Origin of the sequence: Mesorhizobium sp. B1-1-7, from assembly GCF_006442705.1 — a bacterium.
Classification (GTDB): domain Bacteria; phylum Pseudomonadota; class Alphaproteobacteria; order Rhizobiales; family Rhizobiaceae; genus Mesorhizobium; species Mesorhizobium opportunistum.
This window is the reverse complement of record NZ_VFWQ01000004.1, coordinates 269242-283115: the sequence shown is the minus strand read 5'-3', so window position 1 is coordinate 283115 and position 13874 is coordinate 269242. Positions and strand designations below refer to the sequence as shown.

At 63.5% G+C, this 13874-nt stretch carries 18 protein-coding genes; 11 read left to right on the top strand and 7 right to left on the bottom strand.

The window, feature by feature from the left end; all coding sequences use genetic code 11:
• Positions 1-28: 28 nt before the first annotated feature.
• The 7 genes from FJ978_RS08520 to FJ978_RS08490 all read left to right on the top strand — a co-directional run bounded on the left by FJ978_RS08520 (position 29) and on the right by FJ978_RS08490 (position 3714).
• Entirely contained in the window at positions 29-784 is a 756-nt protein-coding gene (locus FJ978_RS08520) for an SDR family NAD(P)-dependent oxidoreductase (protein ID WP_140571663.1), read from the top strand.
• A 524-nt stretch (positions 785-1308) separates the two neighbouring features.
• Positions 1309-1518: a cold-shock protein gene (locus FJ978_RS08515; RefSeq protein WP_010915421.1), complete on the top strand. Its 210-nt coding sequence runs from the start codon at positions 1309-1311 to the stop codon at positions 1516-1518.
• A 341-nt stretch (positions 1519-1859) separates the two neighbouring features.
• Positions 1860-2087 (top strand): hypothetical protein, encoded by a 228-nt coding sequence (locus FJ978_RS08510; protein WP_013896181.1) that lies wholly within the window; start codon positions 1860-1862, stop codon positions 2085-2087.
• Positions 2087-2494 (top strand): hypothetical protein, encoded by a 408-nt coding sequence (locus FJ978_RS08505; RefSeq protein ID WP_013896180.1) that lies wholly within the window; start codon positions 2087-2089, stop codon positions 2492-2494. The genes FJ978_RS08510 and FJ978_RS08505 overlap by 1 nt, the downstream gene beginning before the upstream one ends.
• Before the next feature lies 1 nt (position 2495).
• Complete coding sequence (locus FJ978_RS08500) at positions 2496-2657, top strand: hypothetical protein (protein WP_013896179.1); 162 nt, start codon at positions 2496-2498, stop codon at positions 2655-2657.
• Between the two features lie 58 nt (positions 2658-2715).
• Positions 2716-3009 (top strand): YkgJ family cysteine cluster protein, encoded by a 294-nt coding sequence (locus FJ978_RS08495; RefSeq protein ID WP_085984580.1) that lies wholly within the window; start codon positions 2716-2718, stop codon positions 3007-3009.
• 93 nt (positions 3010-3102) lie between these two features.
• Positions 3103-3714 carry a LysE family translocator gene (locus FJ978_RS08490; protein ID WP_023766446.1) on the top strand — a complete coding sequence of 204 codons (612 nt, stop codon included), beginning with the start codon at positions 3103-3105 and terminating at the stop codon, positions 3712-3714.
• 81 nt (positions 3715-3795) lie between these two features.
• On the opposite strand, the gene FJ978_RS08485 is transcribed toward FJ978_RS08490, so the two are convergent.
• From FJ978_RS08485 to FJ978_RS08475, 3 genes are read right to left on the bottom strand one after another with little or no spacing between them, the layout of a single operon-like run.
• Entirely contained in the window at positions 3796-4182 is a 387-nt protein-coding gene (locus FJ978_RS08485; protein WP_140571661.1) for a nuclear transport factor 2 family protein, read from the bottom strand.
• The gene (locus FJ978_RS08480) at positions 4179-4646 is read right to left on the bottom strand and encodes an OsmC family protein (protein ID WP_140571660.1); all 468 of its coding nucleotides are present in this window, start codon (positions 4644-4646) and stop codon (positions 4179-4181) included. The genes FJ978_RS08485 and FJ978_RS08480 overlap by 4 nt, the downstream gene beginning before the upstream one ends.
• A 38-nt stretch (positions 4647-4684) precedes the next feature.
• Complete coding sequence (locus FJ978_RS08475) at positions 4685-5695, bottom strand: NAD(P)-dependent alcohol dehydrogenase (protein ID WP_140571658.1); 1011 nt, start codon at positions 5693-5695, stop codon at positions 4685-4687.
• Positions 5696-5793: 98 nt separating this feature from the next.
• Between FJ978_RS08475 and FJ978_RS08470 the strand changes: the two genes are divergently transcribed.
• Positions 5794-6402: a TetR/AcrR family transcriptional regulator gene (locus tag FJ978_RS08470; protein ID WP_140571656.1), complete on the top strand. Its 609-nt coding sequence runs from the start codon at positions 5794-5796 to the stop codon at positions 6400-6402.
• Positions 6403-6495: 93 nt separating this feature from the next.
• On the opposite strand, the gene groL is transcribed toward FJ978_RS08470, so the two are convergent.
• From groL to FJ978_RS08455, 3 genes are all read right to left on the bottom strand, one after another.
• Positions 6496-8151 carry a chaperonin GroEL gene (gene groL, locus FJ978_RS08465; protein ID WP_013896172.1) on the bottom strand — a complete coding sequence of 552 codons (1656 nt, stop codon included), beginning with the start codon at positions 8149-8151 and terminating at the stop codon, positions 6496-6498.
• 62 nt (positions 8152-8213) lie between these two features.
• A complete protein-coding gene (gene groES / locus FJ978_RS08460; protein WP_006203049.1) occupies positions 8214-8510 on the bottom strand; it encodes a co-chaperone GroES in 297 nt (98 codons plus the stop codon).
• A 275-nt stretch (positions 8511-8785) separates the two neighbouring features.
• Positions 8786-9580, bottom strand: a complete 795-nt coding sequence (locus FJ978_RS08455) for a class I SAM-dependent methyltransferase (protein WP_140571654.1) — start codon at positions 9578-9580, stop codon at positions 8786-8788.
• Positions 9581-9734: 154 nt separating this feature from the next.
• Here FJ978_RS08455 and FJ978_RS08450 point away from each other — a divergent pair, with 154 nt between their 5' ends.
• Positions 9735-10502, top strand: coding sequence for a hypothetical protein (locus FJ978_RS08450; RefSeq protein WP_246678091.1), 768 nt, complete (start codon positions 9735-9737; stop codon positions 10500-10502).
• A gap of 99 nt (positions 10503-10601) precedes the next feature.
• Here FJ978_RS08450 and FJ978_RS08445 read toward each other — a convergent pair whose 3' ends face one another.
• On the bottom strand, positions 10602-11228 hold the full coding sequence (locus FJ978_RS08445; RefSeq protein WP_140571650.1) for a TetR family transcriptional regulator: 627 nt from the start codon (positions 11226-11228) through the stop codon (positions 10602-10604).
• A gap of 126 nt (positions 11229-11354) precedes the next feature.
• On the opposite strand from FJ978_RS08445, the gene FJ978_RS08440 reads away from it, so the two are divergent.
• Both FJ978_RS08440 and FJ978_RS08435 read left to right on the top strand, forming a co-directional pair.
• Entirely contained in the window at positions 11355-12572 is a 1218-nt protein-coding gene (locus tag FJ978_RS08440) for an MFS transporter (protein WP_140571648.1), read from the top strand.
• Between the two features lie 5 nt (positions 12573-12577).
• Entirely contained in the window at positions 12578-13873 is a 1296-nt protein-coding gene (locus tag FJ978_RS08435; protein WP_140571647.1) for a D-arabinono-1,4-lactone oxidase, read from the top strand.
• Position 13874 lies beyond the last annotated feature (1 nt).

The window sequence follows — 13874 nt, the reverse complement described above, 5'->3', positions numbered from 1 at the left end:
TGGGCCGGGCATCTGGAGAAGATCCATCATGACATCCTCTAATTCCCCTCTCATGGGCAAGGTCGCGCTCGTCACTGGGGCCTCGTCGGGCATCGGCGAGGCGACCGCGGCGGCACTTGCCGCCGCCGGCGCCAAGGTGGCGGTCGCCGCCCGCCGCGCCGATCGCCTCGACATGTTGGTTGGCCGCATCGAGAAGGCTGGCGGCAAGGCGCTCGCCATTGAAGCTGACATCGCCAAGAGCGGCGACATCACCGCCATGGTCGACAAGATTGTCTCCGAATGGAGCCGGCTCGACATTCTCGTCAACAATGCCGGGGTCATGCTGCTGTCGCCGGCGGCCGAAGCCGACCTCGATGATTGGCGCCGCATGATCGAGCTCAATCTGATCGGCCTGATGGCCGCCACCAAGGCGGCGCTGCCGCACCTCAAGGCTGCCAAAGGCCATGTCGTCAACATATCCTCGGTCGCCGGACGCGTCGCCAATCCGGGTGCCAGCGCCTACGCGGCAACCAAGTTTGGCGTCGTCGCCTTCTCGGAGTCGCTGCGCCGCGAGGTCTATGTCGACAAGGTGCGCATCACCGTCATCGAGCCCGGCCTGGTGCGCACCGAGCTTGGCGACCATATCACCAATCCCGCCATGAAGGCCGGCCTCGACCAGCGCCTCGCCACCCTGGAAGCGCTGACCGCCGACGATATTGCGAACGCCATCCTCTACGCCGTCAGCCAGCCACCGCGCGTCAACATCAACGAAATCCTTATCCGCCCGACCGATCAGGAGCGCTGAACCGCGGCGCGGGGCAGGGACCGTGACCGCCGGCGATCCGGTGGCGCGTTCGGATCCTCGGTTCCCATGGCGATCTCCTGCCGCCGATCGGCGGCGCGACCTTGGGACCCGGCACATACAAGAACGCCCCTCGCACCTTTTATCGTGCGGGAGGCGTCCTTTTGTCGGCATTCCCGAGATTTCTCTCTAGGATTGCCGACACCATTGAAATGCGCCGGTGTGGAATTGGTTCCGGGCGTGGTGCGTTTTTTTCGGGAAAATGAACGCACGGTCGTTCAGCCGGTTCGCCAGTTGAGGCCCATGCTCCAGGCAACCCAAAATTGAATTCGGGCCGCTGAAAAACCAGAAATTGACTCGCCGCCAAAAGAAGTCTACAAGAAACATGTCGATATTTGTTTGACTGACTTTTGTTATCCGCGCCCGAATGCGCGCCTTTGACGAACTTCCCCATCAAAAATCGAGACAAAAATCGTTGTGCATTCGCACCGCGATTAGCGAATATTTGCCATGGAAAGGGTTCGTTTATGAGCACCGGCACAGTTAAATGGTTCAACGCCACCAAAGGTTTTGGTTTTATTCAGCCTGACGACGGCTCTGCCGACGTTTTCGTCCACATCTCGGCCGTAGAGCGCGCCGGCATGCGCGACATCGTCGAGGGCCAGAAGCTTGGCTACGAGATGGTCCGCGACAACAAGTCGGGCAAGATGTCCGCCGACCAGTTGAAGGCGGCCTGAAAAAAGAATTCGGCCCTCCCGATGACCACGGATGTACTGGCACCGTGAGTGGCGAATTCTGGCGCATGGCCACGGAGACCTGAGTTTCCAAGGCACATCATGCGCATGAGAGGAGTGTTCCTGTACATCCAGCCTGTGCATCCATCTGGATGCGCGTGGATGCGCGGTGCTCCCCACGGAAGGTCAGGCGGTGCCTGGCCTTTTTCATTTTACGCTTGTTGCCGCCGAAAATGCGCTGCGCATCGTGCTGAACGTGCTAAGGGACGCTCCAGCAGTGCGTGGTCCTGACCGAAGACCCGGTCTCGCCCTATCGGCACCAGGCTCCTGACAGGAGAAAGATTTTGACCGCCCATTCGAAGACAGCCGCCGATCCGGCGGTGTCGCTGTTCAGCAAGACGCAAACCCAGTCGATGTCGCTCAACCGCATCATGTCCGAGCGCGATGCCGTCAGCGAGGCGCGTGAGGCCAAGACGGCACGCTTGCGCGAACTGCGCCTGGAAAAGGAAGCCGATGAGATGGCCGCGGCCGCGGCCCGCCCGGCATTGCCGAAACGGGCTGGAAAACGCTGATGGCCACCAAGCGCGTACCGCCAACGCCGATAGCCGCCGACGCGACCATCGCCGACATGGTCGAAGGGCTCGACAAGCCGGTCGAATATGTTCGCCGTGTCCTGGAAAAGCTCGAGCGCTGCAAGCGCGCCCATGGCGATGCCCAGGTGCGCGTCGGTGTGCGCGGCCGTGCCGAGTGCCCGAACTACCTGATCGAATATGTCCGCGAAGACGCCAAGACCCATGAGCGGGTGACTTATCAGGACGCCGCCTACAGCGGCAGCACGCATCGCGAACTGGCGCCCCACCACATCGAGGCGGCAAAGAACTGGTCGCCCGAGGAAATGAACATCACGGCGGTTTCGGCACTGATCGGCCGCTTGCGCAATCCGCGCGCACCATCATCGCGTTTCGCCGACGAGGACTGACATGGCCATAAAATTCTCAGCCAAGGACCAGCCTGCGGCGCCGGTCGCCGCAGTAAAGCCGGCCAAGCCGGTCGCGCCGAAGGCCGACGCTGCCGACACCGCGACCGACCTGTTCAAGTCGCCGGCCGAGACGCCCCGCGGCAAGGCAGGCAAGAAGAAATAGCACCTTGCCGCGCGACGCCGATCATGACCTTGCCGCGCTCGCACCGCGCGGCTCGCAGGTGCCTGCCTTCGACTGCCAGAGCTGCGGCGCCTGCTGCTCCTACTCGGCCGAATGGCCGCGTTTTTCCACCGAGGATGATGCGCAGCTCGACCGCATCCCGGAAAAATATATAGCGGCTGACCTGTCCGGCATGCGCTGCGACGGCGTGCGCTGCTCGGCCTTGTCCGGCGAAGTCGGCAAGGCGACGGCTTGCGGCATCTACGATGTCCGGCCAGACGTCTGCCGCGCGTGCATGCCCGGCGACGCGGAGTGCCTGATGGCGCGCCGCGAACACGGATTGCCGATCTTTTAGAATTGCCCGTGTAACTGCCGATCTCCCCCGCTTGTGCGCGGCCCCGCGGCCCGGTACCTTCCTGGCCGGGCAGGGGTGCCGGAGGAAATCATCGTGAGCATCGAATTCCTGTTGACGTCGCTGATCGTCGTGGCTTCGCCCGGCACCGGCGTTCTCTACACGCTGAGCGCCGGACTTTCGCGCGGTGCGCGGGCCTCGATCATTGCCGCCTTCGGCTGCACGCTCGGCATCATCCCGCACATGGCCGCCGCCATCACCGGCCTTGCGGCGCTGCTGCACACCAGCGCGGTCGCCTTCGAGACGCTGAAATATCTCGGCGTCGCCTATCTGCTCTACATGGCCTGGAACACGCTGAAGGAGAAGGGCGGCCTGAGCGTCGAGGACAATGTCGCGCCGCGTTCGGCCGGCAAGGTGATCGCCACCGGCATCCTCGTCAACGTGCTCAACCCGAAACTGTCGATCTTCTTCTTCGCCTTCCTGCCGCAATTCGTCAGCACCACCGAACCCAACGCGCTGTCGAAGATGCTGGAGCTCAGCTCCGTCTTCATGCTTTTGACCTTCGTGGTCTTCGTCGGCTACGGCATCTTCGCCGCCTCGATCCGCAGCCATGTCGTGTCGCGGCCCATGGTGCTGACCTGGATGCGCCGCACCTTCGCCGGCGCCTTCGTTATGCTCGGTGCAAAGCTGGCGCTGGCCGATCGGTAGCGCCACGGGAGCGGTTCAGTCCCGCGTGCTTGTTCATACGCAATTCCGGACCGAAAACCGGATATCCCTGTTCAGGGCGCGCTATCCCTTTACATAGCCCATCGCCTCGACGATCCGTCCGTCGGCGACGCGCATGAGGTTGACGCCGCGCACCGAATGGCCGTCGGCCATCCAGTAGCGCCAGCGGATCGTGGCACGGTCGCCGGCCACGAAAGTCTCTTCGATGTCGAAGCGCGTGCCGGGTCCGGTGGCGATCGCCGACCACAGTTCGACACAGGCGGCTTTGCCGGCGCGGCGGGCGCCGTCCGGCGCCGGGGTGGTGTTCTCGATCACGCAGTCCTGCGCCACCAGGTCGTTGAGCGCCGATGTATCGTGACGCTGGAACACGTCGTTGTAACGCCGCATGATTTCGGCTGTTTCGCCGGAGAGCTTTGCCGTGGCGAGGTCGATGATGAGTTCCCTGGTCATTGGTTGGCTCCGTTCGTTCCGTGATCGATGGCGGCGTCGACGAGGGTCGCCTTCAGCGTGAGCGTGGCGACACCTGCCAGCGCCCGGGAGACGAGGCAGCCTGCCTTGGCCGACTGCGCCAGCCTCTCGAAATCGTCGGCGCCCAGCCCGGCGACACTTGCTCCAGTCTCGAGTTCGATATGGGTGATCGTCGGCCCGGCCGCGGTCGCGCCGAGATGCACCTTGGCTGTCGTGTGGATAGTTTGGGCCGTGTGGCCCTCGCTGCCGAGGACGGCGCTCAGCGCCATCGAGAAGCAGCCGGCATGCGCCGCGGCGATCAGCTCCTCCGGGTTGGTGCCTGGCCCGTTCTCGAAACGCGACGGAAAGGAATAGGCGCCTTCGAAGACACCGCTGCCGAGCCGCAACCGGCCCGAACCTTCCTTCAGTGTGCCTTGCCATTTGGCCGAAGCTTCACGAATTGTCATTGGTCTGCTCTCCCTTGATTGATTGTGAGAAGTCGGGATCAGGCGCCGTCGATGGTGACCTTCCCAAAGACGTCGCCTTGCTGGAAATATCGGTACGCGTCGCCGGCTTCGGCAAAGGCAAAGCTCTTGTCGATGACCGGCCGCAACCCGTGCTGCGAGACCGCGCGCAGCATGGCCTCGAGGTTGGTCCGGCTGCCGACGAAAAGGCGGCTGATGGTTGCGAGGCTGCGCTGGTAGAGGGCCGCGGGCATTTCGATCGATCTGCCTCGTGCATCCTGCAGCGTCAGCAGCACGATGTGCCCGTAGAGTGTGCTTGCGATCAGCGATTGCGCGAATGTCGCCGGGCCGCCGGTTTCAACGACAAGGTCGATGCCGCCGGTCTGGTCTCGGACCGTCGCACCCCATTCGGCCATCTCCGATGTCGAGATCACAAGATCGGCACCCAGCGCCCGCAGCCTGTCGGCCTTCGCGCCGCGCGAGGTGACAGCCGCGACGCGGCAGCCGAGCAGCTTGGCGAACTGCAGCGCAAACAGCGAGACGCCGCCGGAGCCGATGACCAGAACCCACTGGCCAGGCTTCGGCATCCCGGCGCCCGTCACTGCATTCCAGGCGGTGACGCCGGCGCAGGTCAGGGTCGCCGCTTCATGCCAGTCGAGATGATCGGGCAGGCGTACGGCCCATTGTTCGGCGAGGACGGCATATTCGGCCAGCATACCGTCAAGCGTGCAGCCGAGCTGGTCGATGAGACCGGCGTTTATGCGGCCGTCGATCCAGCGTGCGAAATAGCTGCCGGTGACGCGGTCGCCAACGGCGAAGCGGGTGACTTCATTGCCGATTGCGACAATTTCACCGGCGCCATCGCTCAGCGGCACGACGCCCTGGCGCGGCGTCAGCGGATAGGTGCCGTTGAGGATCATCGTGTCGCGCCGGTTGAGCGAGGCGGCGCGAACGCGCACCATGATTTCATGAGGTCCTGGCTCCGGCCGCGGCTCGTCGCGCATCACCAGGCTTTCGATTCCCGCGGATCCTTCAAGGCGATAGCTTTGCATGTCGGTCTCTCGAATATATAGACTGATCTACATATTATGTAGACCGATTGTCATATTCGATGCAAGGCCTATAATGATCGCTGCTGACAGAGGTTGACATGGCGAACGATACACGGGCCCGCATACTCGAAACGACTGGACTGCTGCTCAGGCAGCGCGGCTATCACGGCACTTCGCTCAACGACATATTGAGCGCCAGCGGCGCGCCGCGCGGCTCGCTCTACTTCCATTTTCCCGGCGGCAAGGACCAACTCGTGATCGAGGTGACGCGCGATAGCGTTGCCGACGTCACCGAGAGGCTTGGCGCGGCTTTGGCAGCCGAACGGGACCCCGCGGTCGCCGTCCATCACATCTATCAGTCGGTGGGACACATGCTCGAAGAGAATGAGTTCTCGCTCGGCTGCCCGATCGCGCCGGTCGTGCTGGACTCGCCAAGCGACGTGCCCGAGCTTGCCGAACTGTGCCGCTCGGCCTTCGAGCAGTGGATAGGCTTGCTGCGAGATGCCTTCGTCAGGGCAGGGGTGCCAGAGCGTCGCGCGCATGCCTTGGCGCTGCTGGTCGAATCGTCCCTGGAAGGGCTGATGGTGATCGCGCGCGCCACCCGCGACCGCGCCCCATTGAAGGCGGTGGCCGACGAGGTGGCGGCACTGATTGAAGGCGCCGTGCTGGCTGGGGAGGCACGGCAACGCGCGGATACAACCGTCTGACGCCGATCGAAGGGTGGCGATCAGGAGCATGCAAACAAAAAGGGCGGCATCGCTGCCGCCCTTTCCGTATCTGAAGGCTGATGGAAGCGTGGATTAGAAATCCATGCCACCCATACCGCCCATGCCGCCGCCCATGCCGCCAGGCATGCCGCCGCCGCCAGCCGACTCCTTCTTCGGAGCCTCCGCGATCATGGCTTCGGTGGTGACGAGCAGGCCGGCGACCGAGGCCGCGTCCTGGAGGGCGGTGCGCACGACCTTGACCGGGTCGACGATGCCCATGGCGATCATGTCGCCATATTCGCCCGACTGGGCGTTGTAGCCGAAGGTCGCGCCCTTGTTCTCAAGGATCTTGCCGGCAACGATCGAAGCTTCCGCACCGGCGTTGGCCGCGATCTGGCGGGCCGGAGCCTGCAGCGCACGACGCACGATGTTGATGCCGGCGGCCTGGTCGGCATTGACGCCGGTGGCCTTGATGTTGGCCGAAGCGCGCAGGAGAGCGACGCCGCCGCCCGCAACGATGCCTTCTTCCACGGCCGCGCGGGTCGCGTTGAGGGCGTCATCGACGCGGTCCTTCTTTTCCTTGACTTCGACTTCCGTCGCACCGCCGACGCGGATCACGGCAACGCCGCCGGCGAGCTTCGCCAGACGTTCCTGCAGCTTCTCCTTGTCGTAGTCCGAAGTGGTCTCTTCGATCTGCTGCTTGATCTGGGCAACGCGGCCCTGGATCTCGGCCTTCTTGCCGGCGCCGTCGACGATGGTGGTGTTCTCCTTGGAGATCGACACCTTCTTGGCGCGGCCGAGCATGTTGAGGCCGACGTTCTCGAGCTTGATGCCGAGGTCTTCCGAGATGACCTGGCCACCGGTGAGGATGGCGATGTCTTCCAGCATGGCCTTGCGGCGATCGCCGAAGCCCGGAGCCTTGACGGCGGCGATCTTCAGGCCGCCACGCAGCTTGTTGACGACCAGCGTGGCCAGGGCCTCGCCTTCGACGTCTTCCGAGATGATGAGCAGCGGCTTGGAGGTCTGCACGACGGCTTCGAGAACCGGCAGCATGGCCTGCAGGTTGGAGAGCTTCTTCTCGTGGAGCAGGATGTAGACGTCCTCGAGCTCGGCAACCATCTTGTCGGCATTGGTGACGAAGTAGGGCGACAGGTAGCCGCGGTCGAACTGCATGCCTTCGACGACTTCGAGCTCGGTCTCGGCGGTCTTGGCTTCTTCAACCGTGATGACGCCTTCGTTGCCGACCTTCTGCATCGCTTCCGCGATCATCTTGCCGACCGACTCGTCGCCATTGGCCGAGATCGTGCCGACTTGGGCAACTTCCTCGGAGGTCTTGATCTTCTTGGCAGCCTTGCCGAGCGCCGCGACGACTTCGGTCACGGCCAGATCGATGCCGCGCTTCAGATCCATCGGGTTCATGCCGGCGGCAACGGCCTTGTGGCCTTCCTGGACGATCGACTGGGCCAGGACGGTCGCGGTCGTGGTGCCGTCGCCGGCGATGTCGTTGGTCTTCGAAGCGACTTCGCGGACCATCTGCGCGCCCATGTTCTCGAACTTGTCCTCAAGCTCGATTTCCTTGGCGACGGTGACGCCGTCCTTGGTGATGCGCGGGGCACCGAACGACTTGTCGATGACGACGTTGCGGCCCTTGGGGCCGAGCGTGACCTTCACCGCGTCGGCGAGGATGTTGACGCCGCGCAGCATGCGCTCGCGGGCATCACGGGAGAATTTTACGTCTTTGGCAGCCATTTTTTAGCTCCTGGCAGGGGCTTGGGGTAAGCCCGGAATTCAGTTGACGGTGAGGCCGATAATCAGCCGATGATGCCCATGATGTCGGATTCCTTCATGATCAGAAGGTCTTCGCCATTGAGCTTGACTTCGGTGCCCGACCACTTGCCGAACAGGATACGGTCGCCAGCCTTGACGTCCAGCGGGACCAGCTTGCCAGCTTCGTCGCGAGCGCCGGAGCCGACGGCGATGATCTCGCCTTCCTGCGGCTTTTCCTTTGCCGTATCCGGGATGATGATCCCGCCAGCGGTCTTGGATTCGGATTCGACCCGGCGAACGACCACGCGGTCATGAAGCGGGCGGAACTTCGACTTTGCCATTTTTTCTTCCTCGATGAGAACGGTGAGAAACAGTTCCTCCATCCGGCGAAGCCGGACAACAACAAAGCCCGGCGGCGCCGGGCCTTGTGATTAGCACTCACCAAAGGCGAGTGCTAACGTGGCGCTGAAATAGGCCGCTGGCTTTTGAGAGTCAAGATGCGCGAAGGCGGCGATGCGAGCGAAATTTTCCTCATGCTGCCGCACGATTTTAGAAAGCCTGGGTTGCGCCTGCCCGGCTTGAGCGCCGTCCTGCTGTCTTCATTGTCATGGCGCGTTCAGTGTCTTGGCGCCCGCAGCACCAACAGCGGGCATCGCTCGGCAAGCCCATAGCTCCCGGTTAAAGCGATGCGAACATCACCAAAGTACGCTTCCGCCTCGCTCACCAATGCAGTCGCCGGTGCGAAGGTGTAGATGGCCGGCGAGTTCCTATAGACATCGATGGTGCCGATGGTGGGCAGATCCCAGCCTGTGCGAGCCGAAAGCTCGTTGCGGTCAGGAAACAGTGCGTCGAACCTTTCCGCGATCGTCCTGACCGGAATGGCATGGTCGGGCGCATCACCCGTCGCGGTCATTGCGACGCGCCATTTGAGTTCGTGGAAGGTCGAGACACCGGCCGAAAGTGCAAGCGCCCGCACCGCCGCCGGATCGTCCGGTGTTTCGGGACCGGCAAAGAGGCGCAGTCCCGCTCGGCCGTCGGTGCGCAGTACCCCGGCGATCGCCGCAAACAGCGCCCGGCGCGCGGTTGAAAGGCCGAGCGCCGACAGGCAGCCGTCGCCGATCACCGCATCGACGCTTGCGTTCGGCACCGGCAAGTCGAGCCAGTCGCCGTTGATTGCCTTCCTCAACGCGGTGTCGCCTGGCCAGATACCGGCGATCATGTCGGACGATTCATCGACGGCCGTCATCGTCGTCCCGAGCCCGGCGAGTTCCGGCGTCACGCCGAGCAGAATGACGTGCGCCTTCGAAAGGTCGAGCTCACGCTCATAGGCCTCAACCGCTTCCGCTGGCGGCCGCAACGGTGGTCCGAGCAACTGCCAGTGCCTTCGAATGGCATTCCAATGGTCGGTCATCCACAGCCCCAAGCCGGCATTGTATTGGCAGCTATAATAGAGGACGCTAAAGAGACCAAGCGGGGGGCGCATGACACGCATCGCGGTTATTACGCATGAGTTCGACAGATTCGAACGCCGGCGCGGGCCGCTGTTTCGCCGCGGAAACTCCTATATGCTTTTCGGTTTGCTGGAGGAACTGAAGCGACGCGGGCATTCCGTCCGCATAATCCCTGGAACGTCGGCAAAGCCGGAGGCCGATATAGCGGTGCTGCACGTCGATGCGACCGTGACGCCACCCGAATATGTCGAATACGCACGCGCTTTTCCCTTCTGCCTGAACATCGGGGCCGCCGACATCTCCAAGCGACGCGTCAGTGGCGCGGTGATCGGCAAGGATGACGACTGGCTAGGGCCGGTCATCGTCAAGAGCAATCTCAACAATCTCGGGATGCGGGAGCAGGCGCTCAACCGGCGATCGCTGCGTGCCGGAAAGCCGAAGCCGTTTCCCGGCGTCGAGCCTATCGAGGGCTATCGCATCTATACATCCCTTTCGGAGGTCGCGCCGGCGGTCTTCGACCGCAGCGATCTCGTCGTCGAAAAATTCATTCCCGAGCCGGAACCGGACGGCTTTGGAGCCCGCTTCTGGATATTCTGCGGCGAGCGCGAGCGCTGCACCCGCCATGTCTCGCCACAGAGCCTCGTGAAGGGCGACGACACGATCCGCCGTGAGCCGGTTCCGGTTCCCGAGGAGCTTCGCGCGCTGAGGCGCCGGCTTGGCTTTGACTACGGAAAGTTCGATTTCGTCATGCATGAGGGCAGGGCGGTGCTGCTTGATGCCAACAAGACGCCCGGTGGCGCCCGCAATCTTTCCGTGTTTCTCGCTGCCGGCAATGCCAATCTTGCCGACGGCTTCGAAGGCCTTGTCCGCCAGCTCGCATAGCGGGCGTCCTGATGCTTGCGCCGCCCGGCACCTCTCATTCGCGGCAGCTTGCTGATGATCGCCAGGGCTACAGATCGCCTGGGCTACAAAAACACAGGGCTACAAAAACAGCCGCAACTGGGTGTGGATGATCGACCGGTAATCCTCGATGGTCCGGTGGCTTTCGGCTCCGCCTTCCGCAAGCGCCAGCCGCACCACGGCGCCAGCGAGCTGGAAGATCAAGAGAACCATGCGTTCGAACTGCTCGTGCTTGTCCGGCGCGAGCAAGGCGATGACATGGTCGCAGAACATCTTGGCTTGATGCCGGGTCTCGGCGATGTCGAGATTCTTGAGCGCCTTGTCGGCCTGGATGGCGTTCTGCAGATCCTGGATGGCCGGATCGCCGGCAACGCGGCTGCGATAGTCGTCGAGCAGCCGGTCGGCCGCCACGATGATGTCCTTGGCTTCGCGGACATCGGCGACAATCGCTGACAGCCGCGCGCGGCTGACTTCGGAGAAACGCTCATAGAGCATTGCCAGGATCGCCGACTTGTTGGGAAAGTAGTGATAGACGGTGGCGATCGGCCCGCCCGCCAGCATGCCGACTTCCTTCATGGTGACGGCATCGATGCCCTTCTCGCCGATCAGCCGCATGGTCGTCGACAGGATGGCGTCGATGCGCTCGCGGCTGCGCTCCTGCTTGGGCCTGCGCCTCGGCTCGATTACCGTCTGCCTTGCTTCAACCATGCACCGGTCTTTCGCGCGCGTTTCCAAATTCTGATTGACAACAAATATGATCAAGTATCAGTTTCTGGAATCCTGACAGATTGTCAGTTTTTTTGCCGCGCGGCAAGGACGTTGGGAGGCGCGCCTTTGGCTTCGACAGATACCGGCCACACGGGCACCGGACACAAGGACACCGGACACAAGGGCAATGGCGATTGGCTGGTCGGCAATCCGACCGGCGGGCAGCTTGCCTCGGCTCTGTGGATCGGGTCGATCGGCCTGCTGATCCTTGGGCTGCAGCCCGTGCTGCTCGGCGCCCTCTATACCGAGGGCCATGTCAGCGGCGATGAACTGGCGCTGGTCGCCACCGTCGAGATGATTGCCATCGCCATCGGCTCGGCGATCGTGGCGATGCTGCTGTCCGCCCACAACATGCGCTGGAAAAGTGCGGTTCTCCTTCTGCTGCTGGCGCTGGCGAACATATGGACGGCCTATGCCGCCGGGGCCGGCACATTGATGGCCGCGCGCGCCCTGGCTGGTCTCGCCGAGGGCGGCCTGGTCGCCGTCGCCACCGAATTGATCGCGCGTTCGCGGCGAGCCGAACGCATCGGCGGCTATTTCGTCACCATGCAGACCCTGGCGCAATGCGCCCTGGCGTTGCTGCTGGCGCTCTATGTCATCCCCGCCGCCGGATCGGCCGGCGGCTTCCTCGTTCTCGCGATCGTCTGCGTCCTGTCGCTCGTGGTCGCCTTCATTGTTCCCGCTGACTACGCCGATCTGCCGAAGGAAGAGGATCTGGCCAATGTGCTGACGGTTCCCTCGATCACCGCTTTGCTGTCGGTCTTCTGCTACTTCATGTTCTTCGGCGCGGTCTGGGCCTTTCTCGAGCCGCTCGGGGCGCAATTCGGCATCGACGGCCGCACGGTCGGCCTGATCGTCTCGGCCAGCCTCGCGGTGCAGGTCCTGGGCGCGATGACGGCGACCGTGTTCGAGGCGCGTATCGACTACCGCATCGCCATCGCAGCCATCGGCGCTGTCGCGCTTGTCGCCTCGCTCGTGCTCGCCAGCGGACCCGGTCTCACCACCTTCTGGGTCACCGCCTTGGTCATGGGCTTCATTCTCCTGTTCATCGTGCCCTATCAGATCCGGCTGGCGATCACCGCTGACGAGACGCGCACCGCCGTGCTTTTGGTGCCGGCCGCCCAACTCTTTGGCCTGGCGATCGGTCCGGTCGCGGCGTCCTTGCTCATCGACGGCAGGGATTTTCGCCCGGTGCCGGAATTCGCCGCCGCCAGCGCCGTCGCCAGCGTGGCATTGCTTGGCCTGTTCGTCCTCGTGGCGCGGCGTCGCCGGGTTGTCGTGTGAGCGCCATGTTGAAAACCTGGAGCAACTGGTCCGGCTTTGTCACCGCCCAGCCGCGTCTGCTTGCCAGCCCCGCCGATGCCGGCGAACTCGGCGATCTCATTCGCACGGCACCCGGTCCCGTCCGCGTCGTCGGCGCCGGTCATTCCTTCACGCCGCTGGTGAAATCGCAGGGTACGATCCTGTCGCTGGAGAAGCTCGAAGGCCTGGTCTCGCATGACGCGCAGAAACATCAGGCACGCGTGCGGGCAGGGACGCGGCTCGGTTCGCTGATGCACATCCTGCAAGGCATCGGCCAGGGCCTGCCCAATATGGGCGACATCGACCGCCAGGCGGTCGGCGGCGCACTGGGAACCGCCACCCATGGCTCGGGACCGACGCTCGGCGCCTACCACACGCAGTTGGAAACGGTGCAGATCGTCGACGGGCTCGGCAAGGTCCGTGACTTCAGTCGGGCGGGGGATCAGGACATGATCCACGCCATCGGCGTCGCGCTCGGCGCCTTCGGCATCCTCAGCGAAGTGACACTCAACAACATCCCGACCTACCGCCTGCGCCGCCGCAAATGGGTGCTGCCGATCGCCGACATGCTGCGCGATTTCGAGACCATGATGACCGCGCACCGGTCGGCCGAATTCTATTACATTCCGTTCTCCGGCTATGCGCAGTTCATCGCCAGTGATTTCAGCACCGAGGCGACCACCGCACGCCCGACCGAGGATGATGAGGGCTCGTTGAGGACGCTGCGCCGGCTGCGCACCGCGCTTGCCTGGCTGCCGTCGTTGCGCCGCCGCCTCATCCTGGGCGCCGTCGCCAAGGTGCCGTCCGAGGACTATGTGCAGGACTGGCTCAACGTCTATGCCAGCGACCGGCAGACAAAATTCAACGAGATGGAATATCACCTTCCCTTCGAGGAGGGCCCAAAGGCGCTGGCCGAAATCATCGAGCTGACCGAGAAGCGCTTTCCCGAGGTCTATTTCCCGATGGAAGTGCGCAGCGTCGCGGCCGATCGGTTCTGGCTTTCGCCCTTCCACGACAGGCCGACCTGTTCGATCGCCATCCACCACGATGCCGCCAACGATCCGCTGCCTTTCATGCGCGCGGCCGAGCCGATCTTCCGCAAATATGGCGGCAGGCCGCATTGGGGCAAGATGCACAGCCTGCAAGCGGCGGACCTGAAGAAGCTTTACCCGCGCTGGGATGATGCGATGGCGGTGCGCCGCGACATCGATCCGCAGAACCGTTTCGTCTCGTCCTACATGGCTGGCCTGTTCGGCATCGAACCCAGTCCTTTCGGCACCTGAT